This window comes from Pseudomonas sp. WS 5051 (assembly GCF_012985715.1).
Lineage (GTDB): Bacteria > Pseudomonadota > Gammaproteobacteria > Pseudomonadales > Pseudomonadaceae > Aquipseudomonas > Aquipseudomonas bubulae.
In genome coordinates, this window is the sequence record NZ_JAAQWV010000020.1 from 1 (window position 1) to 15727 (window position 15727).

The window sequence follows — 15727 nt, forward strand, 5'->3', positions numbered from 1 at the left end:
TACATCGAGATGTTTTACAACCCAAAACGACGCCACAGTTTCAACAATCAGCTGTCACCGGTAGAGTTTGAAAAGCGTTACGCAGCGAGCCTGGAGAGTGTCTAGGAAACCCGGGGCGATTCAAATGGCCAGATCATAAACCCTTTTACTCAACAACTTTATTTATCTCAGACACTAATGACACCTCCCGCGTTGCGCATGTATGACATTTTCAAAATGACGGCCTTACTCTGCTCGCCCGCCCCCATCAACAAATGCCATATACAAGAGAAGCTGGCCCGTTGGAGCCCTCGAATCCTTGACCGCTACAACGAGATCTGGAGCAAAAAATCCTCTCTGTGCAGTTACGGTGAAAAACGCTGGTTCTTCACCGTTTCACTGCTGTCGGTCGCAGCTGATTTCTACATTTTGGATGAACCCACTGCAGGGGTAGATCCGGAATTTCGCTTTCATATCTGGCAATGCCTGCGCGGTGCGGCACAGGACGGGGCGGCAATCCTTGTGTCCTCGCACAATGTCGATGAAATCAGCGAAAACTGCCAAGGCTTTTACATGATCAGCCAACAGAAATTCCTACACTTTGAAGACGGTGAAGCGTTCAAATATCACTATCAGGCCAGCACCCTCGATCAAGTCTTTATCAAGGCCGCATGTGGGGCTGACATGCACAAGTCATCACAACCCATCAGACCGTGATTCGCAGATTTTCTTGACCCCGATCACCCCCTGTACCACCCAACTGCGTTACAGGCGTGCAAAGCCAGCAAAACCGGGGCAGAACCTCGGGTGCAGCCGATTGTCGCAGGCCGCCTGAAAGCGCCATCTGATCCGCTTTTAATTCAAATAACTGAGTCTGTTATGCAAACAGTTCGCTGGGCATAGTGCTCGGGCCTGATGGAGGCTGATGAGCGAAAGACCATGAGCGAACAAATTCCCGTCCAGATACTTGAATCATTTGAGGCTCCCCGACCAAGAGCCGCAAAAACCAATAACAAGTCCAGCGACAACCTGATTCATACCCGCAGTTTCACCGGCCTGTTTCGCACCCTGCGAATCGTGGGAGCAGGCCTGTTGTTTTTACTGTTCTTTGGCACCGTATGGCTCAACTGGGACGGCCGTCAGGCAGTGCTGTGGGACTTGTCTGAAAGTAAGTTTCATATATTCGGCGCGACCTTCTGGCCGCAGGATTTCATCCTGCTTTCGGCACTGCTGATCATTGCAGCCTTTGGCCTGTTTGCAATCACGGTATTTGCCGGGCGCGTATGGTGTGGCTACACCTGCCCGCAGAGCACCTGGACCTGGCTGTTTATGTGGTGCGAAAAGATCACCGAAGGTGACAGAAACCAGCGCATAAAGCTGCAAGCAGCGCCCTGGCGCCTGAACAAGATCCTGCGCCGAACGGCCAAGCACTCGTTGTGGCTGGCCATCAGCGTGATGACGGCACTGACCTTTGTCGGTTATTTCACCCCGGTACGGCCACTGGCCACAGAGCTGCTGACCCTGGAGATCGCCGGTATCAGCCTGTTCTGGATGCTGTTTTTCACCGGCGCCACTTATATCAGCGCCGGCTGGCTGCGCGAGGCAGTGTGCATGCATATGTGCCCGTATGCACGGTTCCAGAGCGTGATGTTCGACAAGGACACCCTGGCCATTTCCTATGATGTGGCCCGCGGCGAAAACCGCGGCCCGCGCAAACGCGGGGTCGAACCCAAGCAGGCCGGGTTGGGTGATTGCATCGATTGCTATATGTGTGTGCAGGTATGCCCCACCGGGATAGATATTCGCGATGGCTTGCAGATGGAGTGCATCGGCTGCGCGGCCTGTATCGATGCCTGCGACTCGGTGATGGAGAAAATGGGTTACGCTCCGGGCCTGGTGCGTTATACCTCCGAGCACGAATTGCAAGGCGGCAAGACCCATCTGCTGCGCCCGCGGCTGATCGGCTATGCCGTGGTGCTGCTGGTGATGATCGGCGCGCTGGTGATGGCGCTGAATATGCGCACCATGGTGTCCCTGGATGTGATCAAGGATCGCGGTCTGTTCCGTGAAAACAGCCAGGGCCAGATCGAGAACATTTACAGCCTGAAAATCATCAACAAGACCCAGGAGCCTCAGCACTACCGGGTTTCGTTGCAGGACGGCGAGGCGTTCCAGTTGCAGGGTAAAACCGAACTGACCCTGGCCCCCGGCGAGATTGTCGATGTACCGGTGTCTGTTGCCCTGCTGGCCGAGCGCCCGAAAAGCAGCTCGCAGACCATCGAGTTTGTGGTCACCGACACCGACGAACCGAGCGTGCGCAGTGTGGCCAAAAGCCGTTTTGTTGCCCCGCTGAACCGTTAAGCTGCAAATACTTTGTGTGGGAGCGGGCTTGCTCGCGACAGGATTGCTGCGGTGTGTCAGGCAAATCGCAGTCAGGCCATCGCGAGCAAGCCCGCTCCCACACCATTGCCCCGCCAGTAACCCAACGCCGGACCGAGCCTTATTCCATGAAACGCTACGAAAAATTTGCCGACGATATTGCCGAACTGATTCGCTCCGGGGTGCTCGGCCCCGGCCAGCGCGTGCCTTCGGTGCGCTATGCCAGCCAGACCTACGGCGTCAGCCCCTCGACGGTTTTTCAAGCCTATTATTTGCTGGAGCGTCGCGGTCTGATCCGGGCCAAGCCGCGCTCAGGCTATTTCGTCAACACCCATGCACCCAGTCCGTTTTGCGAGCCAGTGTTCAGCAGCCACGTCACCGAGTCCACCCAGGTGGATGTCAGCGCCCTGGTGTTTTCGGTGCTGGACTCGATCAAGGATCCGCACACCGTACCCTTTGGCTCGGCCTTCCCCAGCCCGATGCTGTTCCCTTTGCAACGCCTGGCCCGCTCGATGGCCACCGCCAGCCGCGAAATGGACCCGCGCATGGTGGTGACCGACATGTCCCCCGGCAACCCGCAATTACGCCGGCAAATCGCCCTGCGCTATATGGTCGGCGGGCTGATGCTGCCGATGGAGGAACTGCTGATCACCAATGGCGCGCTGGAGGCCCTCAACCTGTGCCTGCAGGCCGTCACCGAACCCGGTGATCTGGTGGCCATCGAAGCCCCGGCGTTCTACGCCTGCCTGCAAGTGCTGGAACGGCTCAAGCTCAAGGCCGTGGAAATCCCGGTGCACCCGCGAGATGGCATCGACCTCGGCGTGCTGGCACAAACCCTTGAGCGCCACCCGATCAAGGCCGTGTGGTGCATGACCAGCTTTCAGAACCCGATTGGCGCGACCATGCCAGAGGCCAAGAAACAGGCACTGGTGAAGTTGCTGAGTGACCATCAGGTGCCGTTGATCGAAGACGATGTGTATGCCGAGCTGTATTACGGTCAGCACCCGCCCAAGCCGGCCAAGGCGTTTGATACCGAAGGGCTGGTGATGCATTGCGGCTCGTTTGCCAAAAGCCTGGCCCCGGGCTATCGCATTGGCTGGGTGGCTGCGGGGCGTTACGCGCAGAAAATCGAGCGGCTTAAACTGATGACCTCGCTGTGCGCCTCCATGCCAGCCCAGGCGGCGATTGCCGACTATTTGCAACATGGCGGCTATGACCGCCACCTGCGTAAATTACGCTATGCCCTAGAGGAGCAGCAAAGCGCGATGCTGGCAGCGATAGGGCGTTATTTCCCGGCACAAACCCGGGTCAGCCAGCCATCGGGAGGGTACTTTCTGTGGCTGGAGCTGCCCGAGCAAATGGACTCGCTCAAGCTGTTTCAGATGGCGTTGGCCCAAGGTATCAGCATTGCGCCGGGGCCGATCTTCTCGGCTACCCAACGTTTTAGAAACTGCATCCGCCTGAACTACGGCAGCCCATGGGACGCTGCCTGCGAAAAGGCCATGGAGACCCTGGGCAAAATCGTCAAATCGTTCACTTGATGCCCTCGTTCCTTCGGTAGTGGCTACAAAGTCTGAAGGACATTTCAACTGTGGGAGCGAGCAGGCTCGCTCCCACAGGGAGGGTTGACCGGCAACAGCGTATCTACAGGGATCGCAATCTCACCCCGGCATACAGGTGAAGTCCGCCGTGTGGGCCACTTCCTTGCCGTGGCCATCCACCAGGCGTGCACTCACTTCAGGCCCCAGGCTCGATTCGATCAATTCGTAATGCTCACCCGCTTTAAACCCGCTGTAGTTGACCTTGCCCTGGCAATCCACCTGGTTTTCATCACCCGTGGCACCTTCATACAGGGTCACGTCCAGCCGGTGGGCACCAGGCGTGACTTCAAAATAGCGGCCATCGTTGATGCTTTTGCCGTCTACACGTTCGGCCATCAGGTCACTGTTGCCCTCTTCTTTCAGTCCGATCCAGGCTTCGCCCGGGTCCTGCTTGGGCATGGGCCCTGCACAAGCCGACAGCAACAGCACCAGGCTCAGGGACGGAATCAGCAGAAGCGGTTTAAGGTTCATCGCAGTCGAGCCTCGAAACAATAGAGTAGGCCGCAAGCTTGCGGCGCCTTGCGCCTTGCGCCAAATGAATGAAAATGAAGGGAATTTCAGCCCTTTCCTAAAGGATCCTTCACGTTGCTGAAAGCTGAACGTTAGGTTTGAGCGGTGAGACTGCCGAGGTTTGCAATTCCACTCCTCGGAGGTTCTGGCATGCTCGGGCTGGTAAAGACCGCACTGCACAAGCCGTACACGTTTATCGTGCTGGCGATTTTCATCTGCATCATCGGGCCACTTGCCGCTGTGCGGACCCCTACTGATGTATTTCCTGATATTGGCATTCCGGTAGTCGCCGTGGTCTGGCAATACACCGGCCTGGCACCTGCCGACATGGCCGGCCGGGTGATCTACACCTACGAACGCTCGCTGAGTACCACGGTCAACGACATCGAACATATCGAGTCGCAGTCATTGCCCGGCATGGGCATCGTGAAAATTTTCTTCCAGCCCGGCGTCGATATTCGCACCGCCAACGCGCAAGTGACCGCCGTGTCACAGACCGTGCTCAAGCAGATGCCGCCGGGGATTACCCCGCCACTAATCCTTAATTACAGCGCGTCCACGGTGCCGATCCTGCAACTGGCGTTCTCCAGCCCGACACTTTCGGAAGCCAAAATCCGCGACCTGGTGCAGAACAATATCCGCCTGCCCCTGAGCGCCCTGCCGGGCCTGGCCATGCCGACGCCGATGGGTGGCAAGCAGCGTCAGATCACCCTCGACCTTGACCCCCAGGCACTGGCTGCCAAAGGCCTGTCCGCACAGGATGTGGGCAATGCCCTGGCAGCGCAAAACCAGATCATCCCGGTGGGCACCGCCAAGCTTGGCACCTATGAATACACGGTGTTGCTCAACAACAGCCCCAAGGCCATCGACGAACTCAATGACCTGCCGATCAAGACCGTCAATGGCGCGCTGATCACCATTGGCCAGGTGGCCCATGTGCGTGACGGCTCGCCGCCGCAAACCAATATCGTGCGCGTCGACGGCCATCGTGCGGTGCTGATGCCGGCGCTGAAAAACGGCAATATCTCCACCCTGTCGATCGTCGACGGCATTCGCGCAATGCTGCCGCGTATCAACGAAACCCTGCCACCGTCGCTGAAAACTTCGTTGCTGGGCGACGCTTCGGTGTTCGTCAAGCAATCGGTGAGCAGCGTGGCTCAGGAAGGCATCATTGCCGCCCTGCTGACCAGCGCGATGATTCTGCTGTTCCTCGGCAGCTGGCGTTCAACCCTGATCATTGCCGTGTCGATCCCCCTGGCCGTGCTGTCGGCCATCGCCCTGCTGGCCCTGAGCGGGCAAACGCTCAACGTCATGACCCTTGGCGGGCTGGCGCTGGCGGTGGGGATTCTGGTGGACGATGCCACAGTAACCATCGAGAACATTAACTGGCACCTCGAGCAAGGCAAGTCGGTGCGCGATGCGATCCTGGACGGCGCCAAGCAGATTGTCGGCCCGGCGTTCGTGTCGCTGCTGTGTATTTGCATCGTGTTTGTGCCGATGTTCATGTTGCAGGGCATTGCTGGCTATCTGTTCCGGCCGATGGCGCTGTCGGTGATTTTCGCCATGGGCAGTTCCTTTATTCTGTCGCGCACTCTGGTGCCGACCCTAGCGATGTTTCTGCTTAAGCCACATGTGCCGGAACAAGGTTCAGGGCATCACCCGGAAGACGGCTACATCAACCATCACGAGGGCGATCAGCACACCCGCCAGCACTCGGCACCAGTGCGTGCACTGCTGAGCTTTCAGGCGGGATTCGAGCGCCGTTTTTCGGCAGTACGGGACGCTTACTACGCCGTACTGGAACTGGCCCTGGCCAATCGCAAACGCTTTCTGCTGGGTTTTATGGCCTGTGTACTGGCCTCCTTTGCCTTGCTGCCAAGCCTGGGCCAGGACTTTTTCCCGGCCACCGATGCCGGTGCCCTGGCCTTGCATGTGCGCTTGCCGCTGGGCACGCGCATCGAAGAAAGCGCTGCGGACTTCGATCGCATCGAGTCACGGATTCGAGAAATCATCCCGGCCGAGCAACTGGACACAGTGATCGACAATATCGGCATTCCGCTTAGCGGCATCGATATGGCCTACAGCAGCAGTGGCACTATCGGCCCGCAGGACGGCGATATTCAGGTCACCCTTAAAGAAGGCCACAGCCCGACGGCCGACTATGTAAAACGCTTGCGAGAAGCCTTGCCGGAGAGTTTCCCCGGCAGCCAGTTCGCCTTTATGCCTGCAGATATCAGCACCCAGATCCTCAATTTCGGAGCACCGGCTCCGCTGGACGTGAAAATTTCCGGGCGTGATGACGAGGCCAACCGCGCCTATGCCCTGGAGCTGCAACGTCGCCTGCAACATGTACCGGGAATTGCCGACCTGCGTATTCAGCAGTCGGTGGGTTACCCGTCGCTGCAGGTCAAGGTGGACCGCCTGCGCGCCAATGGCCTGGGGATTACCGAACGGGATGTGACCAACAGCATGGTGGCCTCCCTGGCGGGCAGCTCCCAGGTGGCACCGACCTTCTGGCTCAACCCGCAGAACGGTGTGTCTTATGGTGTGGTAGCCGCAACGCCGCAGTATCGTCTGGACAGCCTGCCGGCCCTCGAAGCCCTGCCCGTGACCGGCAGTAACGGCCAGTCACAAATCCTGGGCGGGCTGGCGACTATCAGCCGTGTGCAAAGCCCGGCCGTGGTCACTCACTACAACATTCAGCCGACGCTGGACCTCTACGCCAATATTCAGGGTCGCGATCTGGGCTCGGTGGCGGCCGATGTGCAAAAAGTGATTGATGGCGCAGCCAACCTGCGGCCCAAAGGCGCAATCATCAGCCTTCACGGCCAGATCGATGCCCTGCATGAAGCCTTCAGCGGCCTGAGCTTCGGCCTGCTCGGCGCGGTGGTGCTGATCTACTTGCTGATCGTGGTCAACTTCCAGTCGTGGCTCGATCCTTTTGTGATCATCACTGCCCTGCCCGCGGCCCTGGCCGGGATTGTGTGGATGCTTTTTCTCAGTGGTACCTCGCTGTCGGTGCCCGCCTTGACCGGAGCTATTTTGTGCATGGGGGTGGCTACCGCCAACTCGATCCTGGTGGTGAGCTTCTGCCGCGAACGCCTGGCCGAACATGGCGACGCTCTCAAGGCAGCAATGGAAGCGGGCTATACACGTTTCAGACCCGTGTGCATGACCGCACTGGCGATGATGATCGGCATGCTCCCGCTGGCCTTGTCAGAAGAACAGAACGCCCCCCTGGGACGCGCCGTTATTGGCGGTCTGATGCTAGCCACCGTTGCCACCCTGCTGTTCGTGCCCGTGGTCTTTAGCCTGGTGCACGGCCGTGAAAAAAATCGAGCTGCTGCTGGAGAAACTTCCCATGTCGTCTGATCAAAAACCCTCGCGCAAGCGCTTGATATACCTGGGCATCGGTGGCCTGACCCTGGCCGCCTTGCTGGTCGCCAATGGACTGGCCGCCCGCAGTCGCCATGAGCACGCGGTGAGCCAATGGACCGAAGCGGCCGCACTGCCGATTGTCAACGTATTCCAGCCCCTGCAGAACGCCCATGGCGATACCCTGCGCCTGCCCGCGCATCTGGAGGCCTGGAGCAAGGCGCCGATCCATGCCCGGGTCAACGGCTACCTGCAAAGCTGGCAAACCGACATTGGCAGCAAGGTCAAGGCCGGGCAGGTCCTGGCGGTTATCGACAGTCCGGATCTGGATCAGCAACTGGCGCAGACCCGCGCCCATATGCTCCAGGAGCAAGCCAACGCCCGGCTCGCGGCCACTACGGCCACACGCTGGCAAAATCTGCTGGCAAGCCATTCGGTGTCGCGCCAGGAGGCTGACGAAAAGCTATCCAATGCTGCCGCCGCCAAGGCCAATGCCCAAGCCGCTGAGGCGGATTACGCACGACTGTCGACGCTGGAAGCCTACAAGACCATTCGCGCACCTTTTGCAGGCACCATCACCGCGCGCAATACCGATATCGGCCAGTTGATCAAGGCCGACACCGACAGCGATACCGAGCTGTTCGATCTTGCCGACACGCACCAGCTGCGCCTGTATGTGCCAGTGCCACAGAACTACGCCAGCGTGATCCGCCCCGGCATGCAGGTACAACTCAGTGTGCCGGAACATCCGGGGCAAATGTTCAATGCAAAACTGATCGGCAACTCGACAGCAATTGACCAGCGCTCCGGCACCCTGATGGCCCAGTTCGTCGCCCTCAACCCTGGTGACGCGCTGATGCCCGGCGACTATGCCGAGGCGCTGCTGTCGATCCCGGCCGATACCCATGGCGTCAGTATCCCGGCCAGCGCCCTGATTTTCCGTGCCCAGGGCACACAGGTGGCAGTGCTCGACAAGGCCCGGCATGTGCATTTGCAAACGATCCATATCGGCCTTGATCTGGGCGAACGACTGGTGATCGATCAAGGCCTTACGGCCACCGACACCGTCATCGACAATCCGCCCGACGCCTTGCGCGAAGGCGACTCGGTCAAGCTGGCCGACGCAGGAGCCCCCCATGCAGCCAAGGCTTAAACGCAGCGCCCTGTTACTGACCCTGGCGTTGCAGGGTTGCTCACTGGCACCAGGCTACAAGGCACCCGACCTCAAGTTGCCCGAGCACTACCGTGAGCAAACCAGCGACGGCCCGTGGCACAGCGCGCAACCTGCCGACCAGCTCTCACCACAGTGGTGGCGGGTATACCAGGATGAACGCCTGAACAGCCTGCAACAGCAGTTGCTCAAGGCCAATCCGGATCTGGCCGCGGCACTGGCCCACTTCGATGCGGCGCAGGCGTATGCCAGCCAGTTGCACGCTGGGCTGTTCCCACAAATTACCGCCAGTGGCCAGCCGTTGCGCCAGCGTCAATCGGACAACCGTCCATTGCGCGGCAGTACTCAGCCATCGGTCTACAACAGCAATACGGCGGGGTTTGCGTTGAATTTCGACCTCGACCTGTGGGGCAAAATCCGCAATCAGGTGGCGGCGGGCGATGCTCAAGCCCAGGCCTCGGCGGATGACCTGGCCGTCGCGCGTTTGAGCCTGCAACGCCAATTGGCCAGCCTGTATGTGCAACTTGACGGGCTGGATGCGCAGCAGCAAATCCTCACCCGCTCGCTGGATGATTACGCTCAGGCCCTGCAACTGACCCGCTCGCGCTATCAGGGGCAGATCGCCTCGGAACTCGACCTGACCCGTGCCCAAAGCCAACTGGCCGAAGCCGAGGCGCAGCTGGATGACGTCCGCGCCCAACGCAACCTGACCGAACACGCCATCGGTGAACTGGTGGGCGAACCTGCCAGCAACTTTCAGCTGGTGGCCAACTCGCAAACGCTAAACCTGCCTGATCAACCGCGCACCCTGCCCAGTACCCTGCTGCAACGGCGCCCCGACATCGCCGCGGCCGAGCGCCGGGTTTTCGCCGCCAATGCCGGGATCGGCGTAGCCAAGGCCGCCTGGTACCCGGACTTCAGCCTGACCGGCCTGCTTGGCGGGCAAACCCAGGGTAGCGGCAATTTGCTGTCTGCCGGTAACAGGTTCTGGGCGTTGGGGCCGTTGGTCAACCTGCCGATTTTTGACGGCGGCAGGCTCGATGGCCAGGAACGCCAGGCCAGGGCCGAATTTGCAGAAGCATCAGCTCATTACCGTAGCCAGGTGCTGCACGCGGTGCGTGAAGTTGAAGACAACCTCGCCCAGCTGCGAGACCTGCAACAGGAAAGCCTCGATGAACAGGCTGCAGCCAACGCCGCCGAACACACCCGGGCAATCGCCACTCACAGCTATGAAGCCGGCGCGGTGAGTTACCTGGACGTAGTCACCGCACAGACTGCCGCCCTGCAGGCCCAGCGCCAGGTGCAGGCATTGCACACCCGACAGTTACAGGCCAGCGTAGGGTTATTGACGGCGTTGGGGGGTGGTTGGCAGGGCTGACGCCCTGCGCATCAGTGGGAGCAGGCTTGCCCGCGATGGCAACACCGCGATTTGCCTGACAGAACGCAGTGCTTGCATCGCGGGCAAGCCCGCTCCCACAGGTTGGGGCGTCTGTCTTATTTCTTCTCTTGTAGATAGATCCCGGCTGCTTCCATTTCACGGATTCGAGCGTAATCGGCTTCGATCTGCGCCAGATCGGTATGAACCAGATAAACAGTGCCCGGCTGACTGAATACATCCCGGGTAGGCGCAATTCGCTGACCATTTTCGACGTAGAACACCACCTCGAAAAAAGACGCCAGGCTGCGCAATTGCTGCACAAATGCCCCGGTACAGAAAACACCTTCCGAATGATTGATCAGGCACACATTGTAAGTGTGCCTGGACAGTACATAGTCCTGATTGCCGGCCAGTAGCTGCTCAAACTCAAGGGGCCGAGTAATGGACAGTGCACATGCATCAATCTGTCCAAGACCGGTGGTCAGTGCCGAGACACCGGGCCTTAGAATCCCGTCTGTACGTGCTGCAATCTCCACCAGTTTTGGCCCGTCCTCGGTGTACATAACCTCGGCATGGCTGGGGCCATTACGGATACCCAGGCACTTCACCACCTTACGGGTATAGGCCACCAACTCGGCATACGGAGCGTCGGTGCAAGCAAGCAGTTGATCGATGTCATATACGATGCTGCCTGTTTCCAGCACACGCTTGGTGTATTTCACCACCTCTGTGACCAACTGATACCCATTCAAGGACACCATATTGACGACATACTCAGTGCCCACCAAATACTCCTGAAGTAGCACCTGGCTGTTTTCGAGACTCAACTTGTTGCGCGTACCCAACAGCGCCTTGAATGCCCCCTTGCACGCTGCCAGATCGCGGCAAATATAAACCCCGTCCGCCCCTGCGCTTTCCAGGGGTTTTACGACTAGCGGAAACCTGCCATGGGCAGCGACCCAGTCTTTACCGTCGCTCCACGTATCCACTGCGCACTGGGCAGGGGCGGATAAACCGGCTTCGGTAACGCACTGAATCATCTCGTATTTGTTTCTGCGAGCCCTGCTCCTGGAAAACTCATTGACGTAATCCAGCCCCAACTGTTCATTCAACAGATCGGCCAATAACACCCCGCTTTCTGCCCCAGCAATAATAACATCGGGATTAAAATGCCTGAGCTCCGCCAACGTGAACGTCGTATCCGTATGAACGATGGATCGCTCGTAAATAGACGAATCAAATCCGGCATAATAATAGCCATCGAGATCAGAACTGGACACAACATGAAATAAAGCACATTCATTTTCGTACAATTTCTTTGCCAGGAATTTACCCGACGAAAATCCGTCAACCACTACAACTCTTATCATTTCGCACCTCGCCTGTTTGATATATCCAGCCAGGCCAGCAGTACAACAATAAGACAGACGGCCAGGATGCTCGGCATTGAAATCGCCACCCGCGAATCCAGGTATTGAAGTAGCAAGGTAAAAACCGGCAACGTCAGCAATACAAATGACACCGCTATTGGACTGAGATGAAAAATGGTTTTTTGAATAAGGTAGACAGGCAACAGATGGCCGACGACAACCAGAACTGACAGCGGCAAGATCCACTGGGGGGCGAGACTGAATGAGGTGTCGCTGAAGCTGATAAACAGGCTGCAAACAACTACCATCATGACGCTCCTCACAGCCAGAATGTCATAAGTTTTCCAACGACAATAAAACATCTTTTTGGAAACAATCGTATAAAATACCGTGCCCATTGCACACAGCACTACACTGACAATACCGATAATTCTCTGTTCTATGGAAGTCGAAGAAATACCACTTTCCCCGACCAAAGACTGAAACAGCATTATGGCAACCGAGAGCAATACCAGTCCGGCAATCAGGGTTTCGAGTGCAGTGGCCTTGCCAGCACCTTTTACAAAGCTCGACACCAGCAAAGTCATTGCTGGGCCGCAGGCTACTGAGGCTACCCCTACTACCGCTGGTTCCAGAAATCGCAGGGCATAAAAAAGACCGCCCCAATTCAACAATACCGACAGATTGATCCATACCACCAATGGCCAGTCTTGCTGGATCTTGTCCATCAAGCTATGCCTGCCTGCACGGAGGCTGTACATCATAAACAATGCAGCAGACGAAACAAAGCAATAGAAAACAACCACCAGGGTATCAAGTACCTGCGTTATAAACGCGACATACACGTCAAAGGCGGCGCTGATAAAACAAAAGAACAACCCTAATATAACACCCAAGTTTTCAGGCTTCATAGACAACCCTTCCTACTTACTTCCCCTCACGCCTAGCGAGCTTTTCTGGATCAGTCCAACACCCGAACCCTATCTTCAGACAATACAATCCTAACGAGCGTTTTAACTGCAACACCCGTACTATTCAAAACCTGCTCCCTACCATTATTTTGTACTTTCTCTACTGCACACACGACATCGACCACTTCAGCCCCACTACGCCGAACAGCCTCCACCAACGATATAACAGCACCTCCCGTACTCAGAGTATCATCGACAATGACCACTCTATCACCCGCAACAACTCCATTAAGGTAAAGCTTCCCTTGATAATATTCTGATTCAAGATCCACACACACATCATTCACATCTTCAAGGCTATATGTGTACCATCGTGCAATAGCCATTGGAATACCCGTCAATATGGAGACTGCTGTCGCCAGCGGTGCGCCCTTATCTTCCTCCGTCACTATTTTATCAACATGCCAATCCATGACCTCAATGACACCACGTGCCGCTTCGAGGAGCACCTCCGGCCTCAAAGCCGGCAGCTGATCCGTAAATTCATTTACTGTAATTCTTGTTGCCCCCACACTAACTACTTTAGCTCTCTCATATACCTCTTTCAGCAGCATCATTTGACCTCCGTATACGCTGGATAAACCCCATCCCAACAGCTCTTGTACTTCCATGCACTATCAAAAAAAAGCGTGACGATATTTAAACCTCTTTGCATAGCCGCTATCTTTTCACACACTAACAAGTTGGCACCACACGTCGGCCCTATGCCATATTCATTTTTTGACACAAACAACCTCATCTGTTCCCAGGCTTCATCACCATCCACGACAACCACTTCGTCGATCAAGTTAGGGGTTGTATTAATCGACAACACACCTGCTCCCAGCCCCATAAGATTATGCGACCGATGTTCAAACTCAAGCCCTTGCCTTGCGGCATACAATGGAGCAGAAGCATCCACCTCAATACCGACTGTTTTAATATCTCTATAATGCCGCTTCAAGACTTCAGCAATACCCGAGAACGTGCCTCCAGTACCTAAAGAACACACGAAATAATCCGGTACAACTTTGTACTCACCAAGCGCTTTGACAATCTCCTCTCCGCAGGTATGCCAGGCCAACTTATTAAGTAGCGTGCTCGACTGATCCAAGAAATAGACCTCACTAGAATTTTTACTTTTCACATACTCTTTAGCTGCATCAACGGCCCCTACCAAAAAGCTTTCTTTGGGGGTTTCGACCACATGTGCTCCATACACTCTTATTTGCTCTTTACGTTCACATGTCATCCCTTCCGGCATGAATATTTTGATGGAATAACCTTTCTTCTTTCCAATCCATGCTAGCGCCGCCCCACCGTTACCGGTCGAGCAGTCAACCAGCGTCATACCTTTACGAATGACACCCTCACGCTCTAGCGAAGTGATGATATTCAAATAAGTTCGATCTTTATGACTGCCAGAAGGATTCATATATTCACACTTCGAAAACAAGCGACCTCCATTGCAGGCAAATCGCATTAGCTCAACGAGTGGTGTATTGCCAATATCGTCCAGATTCATAACCCCCCCACAACCTTTAGCCTGATAACTTCCCAGTTATTAATAACCCAACAAGTTCTCAAATAAACATTACCCTCAAGAGACCATAGCCGCAAACAAATATACATAGAAAGATCCTACACCATCTTACAGAATCATCTTTAGGACAACACTAAGCCATTGTTATTGCGCAAACTTAAAATACAAATATGCCGACACAGCAGGCGAAACGAAACATCACGAAACAAATATTCGATCTCGCGGGCATCTAAGGAATCTCCGAACAAGTTTTCAAATGTGCTGAAATACGCCTGACCACCTGATCCGAGCCGCCTATGAGCCAGATGAGCTTTTCCGATTTCGAATACGCCGGCAAGCGCAAGCAGACACGCCGCGAACGCTTCCTCGCCGAGATGGATCAGGTCGTGCCCTGGACGGGTCTGCTGGGCCTGATCGAGCCGTTCTACCCCAAGGCCGGTGGCGGCAGAAAACCCTATCCTCTGGAAACCATGCTGCGTATTCATCTGTTGCAGAATTGGTTTTCCCTGAGCGATCCGACCATGGAAGAAACGCTCTACGAAATCACGCCCATGCGCCAGTTTGCACGTTTGACCTTGAGCGCCCCGATACCTGAAGACACCACGATCATGAATTTCCGGCACTTATTGGAAAAGCATCAGCTTGCACCTGCAATCCTCGCGGTCATCAATGGTTATTTGCAGGGCAAAGGCATGTCTCTGCGTCAGGGCACTATCGTCGATGCCACCATTATTCATGCTCCCAGTTCGACTAAAAACGAAGAGGGAAAGCGCGACCCCGAGATGCATCAGACCAAAAAAGGTAACCAGTATTTCTTCGGAATGAAGGCCCATATTGGCGCTGATGTCGAGTCCGGCTTGGTTCATCACGTCCACGGCACCGCCGCCAACGTCGCCGATGTCACACAGGTCGCCGAGCTTTTGCATGGCGAAGAAAATGCAGTGTATGCAGACGCCGGATACACCGGCGTTGAGAAGCGTGAAGAGCATGAAAATCGTGAAGTGATCTGGCAAATCGCGGCGCGCCGCAGCACCTATTCCAAGTTGAATAAACGCAGCGTGCTCTACAAGGCCAAGCGCAAGATTGAGTACTGCAAAGCCCAGACACGGGCCAAGGTCGAACATCCGTTTCGGGTGATCAAATGCCAATTTGGGTACGTGAAAGTGCGCTTTCGTGGGCTGATGAAAAACACGGCTCAGTTGACCACATTGTTCGCCCTGTCGAACCTGTGGATGGCTCGAAAACAACTGATGGGTATGGGCGAGTTGCGCGCTTAACATGGAAAACCGGGCGAAAAACGCCCTCGATGAACACTGCATCAGGTCGTTTTGAGCAAATAGCGCTGCGTGCCGTGCAAATTACGACTTGCGGCCGCCGCGCAGCAAGTTGATCGGAGCATCCCTAAAGAACAAGAAAATATGGGAACAGGAGCGGCTTTTACCGCTCCCATAGACAGGAGAAAGTGCTGGAT

Annotated in this window: 12 protein-coding genes; 7 read left to right on the forward strand and 5 right to left on the reverse strand. The window is 56.2% G+C overall.

Annotated features, from left to right (window positions below):
* The first annotated feature begins 198 nt into the window (after positions 1–198).
* The 3 genes from HBN79_RS21600 to mapR all read left to right on the forward strand — a co-directional run bounded on the left by HBN79_RS21600 (position 199) and on the right by mapR (position 3899).
* Positions 199–696, forward strand: coding sequence for an AAA family ATPase (locus HBN79_RS21600; protein ID WP_346010149.1), 498 nt, complete (start codon positions 199–201; stop codon positions 694–696).
* A gap of 222 nt (positions 697–918) precedes the next feature.
* On the forward strand, positions 919–2340 hold the full coding sequence (gene ccoG / locus HBN79_RS21605; RefSeq protein WP_095018838.1) for a cytochrome c oxidase accessory protein CcoG: 1422 nt from the start codon (positions 919–921) through the stop codon (positions 2338–2340).
* A 146-nt stretch (positions 2341–2486) separates the two neighbouring features.
* Complete coding sequence (gene mapR, locus HBN79_RS21610) at positions 2487–3899, forward strand: GntR family transcriptional regulator MpaR (protein WP_095002453.1); 1413 nt, start codon at positions 2487–2489, stop codon at positions 3897–3899.
* A 120-nt stretch (positions 3900–4019) separates the two neighbouring features.
* On the opposite strand, the gene HBN79_RS21615 is transcribed toward mapR, so the two are convergent.
* Positions 4020–4430: a hypothetical protein gene (locus tag HBN79_RS21615; RefSeq protein ID WP_095018837.1), complete on the reverse strand. Its 411-nt coding sequence runs from the start codon at positions 4428–4430 to the stop codon at positions 4020–4022.
* Positions 4431–4619: 189 nt separating this feature from the next.
* Between HBN79_RS21615 and HBN79_RS21620 the strand changes: the two genes are divergently transcribed.
* From HBN79_RS21620 to HBN79_RS21630, 3 genes are read left to right on the forward strand one after another with little or no spacing between them, the layout of a single operon-like run.
* On the forward strand, positions 4620–7841 hold the full coding sequence (locus HBN79_RS21620; protein ID WP_169917163.1) for an efflux RND transporter permease subunit: 3222 nt from the start codon (positions 4620–4622) through the stop codon (positions 7839–7841).
* Positions 7831–8997, forward strand: a complete 1167-nt coding sequence (locus HBN79_RS21625) for an efflux RND transporter periplasmic adaptor subunit (protein WP_095002363.1) — start codon at positions 7831–7833, stop codon at positions 8995–8997. Before HBN79_RS21620 ends, HBN79_RS21625 begins: the two co-directional genes overlap by 11 nt.
* Positions 8981–10393, forward strand: coding sequence for an efflux transporter outer membrane subunit (locus HBN79_RS21630; protein ID WP_095018835.1), 1413 nt, complete (start codon positions 8981–8983; stop codon positions 10391–10393). Before HBN79_RS21625 ends, HBN79_RS21630 begins: the two co-directional genes overlap by 17 nt.
* A 116-nt stretch (positions 10394–10509) precedes the next feature.
* Here the strand turns inward: HBN79_RS21630 and HBN79_RS21635 are convergent, their stop codons facing one another.
* The 4 genes from HBN79_RS21635 to HBN79_RS21650 are packed head-to-tail and all read right to left on the reverse strand — an operon-like array spanning position 10510 to position 14238.
* Complete coding sequence (locus HBN79_RS21635) at positions 10510–11748, reverse strand: ATP-grasp domain-containing protein (RefSeq protein WP_232527607.1); 1239 nt, start codon at positions 11746–11748, stop codon at positions 10510–10512.
* An 11-nt stretch (positions 11749–11759) separates the two neighbouring features.
* Positions 11760–12674 carry a DMT family transporter gene (locus tag HBN79_RS21640; RefSeq protein ID WP_169917164.1) on the reverse strand — a complete coding sequence of 305 codons (915 nt, stop codon included), beginning with the start codon at positions 12672–12674 and terminating at the stop codon, positions 11760–11762.
* 50 nt (positions 12675–12724) lie between these two features.
* A complete protein-coding gene (locus HBN79_RS21645; protein WP_165446483.1) occupies positions 12725–13291 on the reverse strand; it encodes a phosphoribosyltransferase family protein in 567 nt (188 codons plus the stop codon).
* Positions 13288–14238 carry a PLP-dependent cysteine synthase family protein gene (locus tag HBN79_RS21650; RefSeq protein WP_169917165.1) on the reverse strand — a complete coding sequence of 317 codons (951 nt, stop codon included), beginning with the start codon at positions 14236–14238 and terminating at the stop codon, positions 13288–13290. The genes HBN79_RS21645 and HBN79_RS21650 overlap by 4 nt, the downstream gene beginning before the upstream one ends.
* Positions 14239–14552: 314 nt before the next feature.
* On the opposite strand from HBN79_RS21650, the gene HBN79_RS21655 reads away from it, so the two are divergent.
* Positions 14553–15533: an IS5 family transposase gene (locus HBN79_RS21655; protein WP_106117533.1), complete on the forward strand. Its 981-nt coding sequence runs from the start codon at positions 14553–14555 to the stop codon at positions 15531–15533.
* The last annotated feature ends 194 nt before the right edge of the window (positions 15534–15727 follow it).

What these genes read in the sequence shown, in the direction of transcription:
- HBN79_RS21600 (WP_346010149.1), top strand. Translation starts at nt 199, where the DNA reads ATGTATGACATTTTCAAAATGACGGCCTTACTCTGCTCGCCCGCCCCC.
- ccoG (WP_095018838.1), top strand. Translation starts at nt 919, where the DNA reads ATGAGCGAACAAATTCCCGTCCAGATACTTGAATCATTTGAGGCTCCC.
- HBN79_RS21620 (WP_169917163.1), top strand. Translation starts at nt 4,620, where the DNA reads ATGCTCGGGCTGGTAAAGACCGCACTGCACAAGCCGTACACGTTTATC.
- mapR (WP_095002453.1), top strand. Translation starts at nt 2,487, where the DNA reads ATGAAACGCTACGAAAAATTTGCCGACGATATTGCCGAACTGATTCGC.
- HBN79_RS21630 (WP_095018835.1), top strand. Translation starts at nt 8,981, where the DNA reads ATGCAGCCAAGGCTTAAACGCAGCGCCCTGTTACTGACCCTGGCGTTG.
- HBN79_RS21615 (WP_095018837.1), bottom strand. Translation starts at nt 4,430, where the DNA reads ATGAACCTTAAACCGCTTCTGCTGATTCCGTCCCTGAGCCTGGTGCTG.
- HBN79_RS21640 (WP_169917164.1), bottom strand. Translation starts at nt 12,674, where the DNA reads ATGAAGCCTGAAAACTTGGGTGTTATATTAGGGTTGTTCTTTTGTTTT.
- HBN79_RS21650 (WP_169917165.1), bottom strand. Translation starts at nt 14,238, where the DNA reads ATGAATCTGGACGATATTGGCAATACACCACTCGTTGAGCTAATGCGA.
- HBN79_RS21655 (WP_106117533.1), top strand. Translation starts at nt 14,553, where the DNA reads ATGAGCCAGATGAGCTTTTCCGATTTCGAATACGCCGGCAAGCGCAAG.
- HBN79_RS21625 (WP_095002363.1), top strand. Translation starts at nt 7,831, where the DNA reads ATGTCGTCTGATCAAAAACCCTCGCGCAAGCGCTTGATATACCTGGGC.
- HBN79_RS21645 (WP_165446483.1), bottom strand. Translation starts at nt 13,291, where the DNA reads ATGATGCTGCTGAAAGAGGTATATGAGAGAGCTAAAGTAGTTAGTGTG.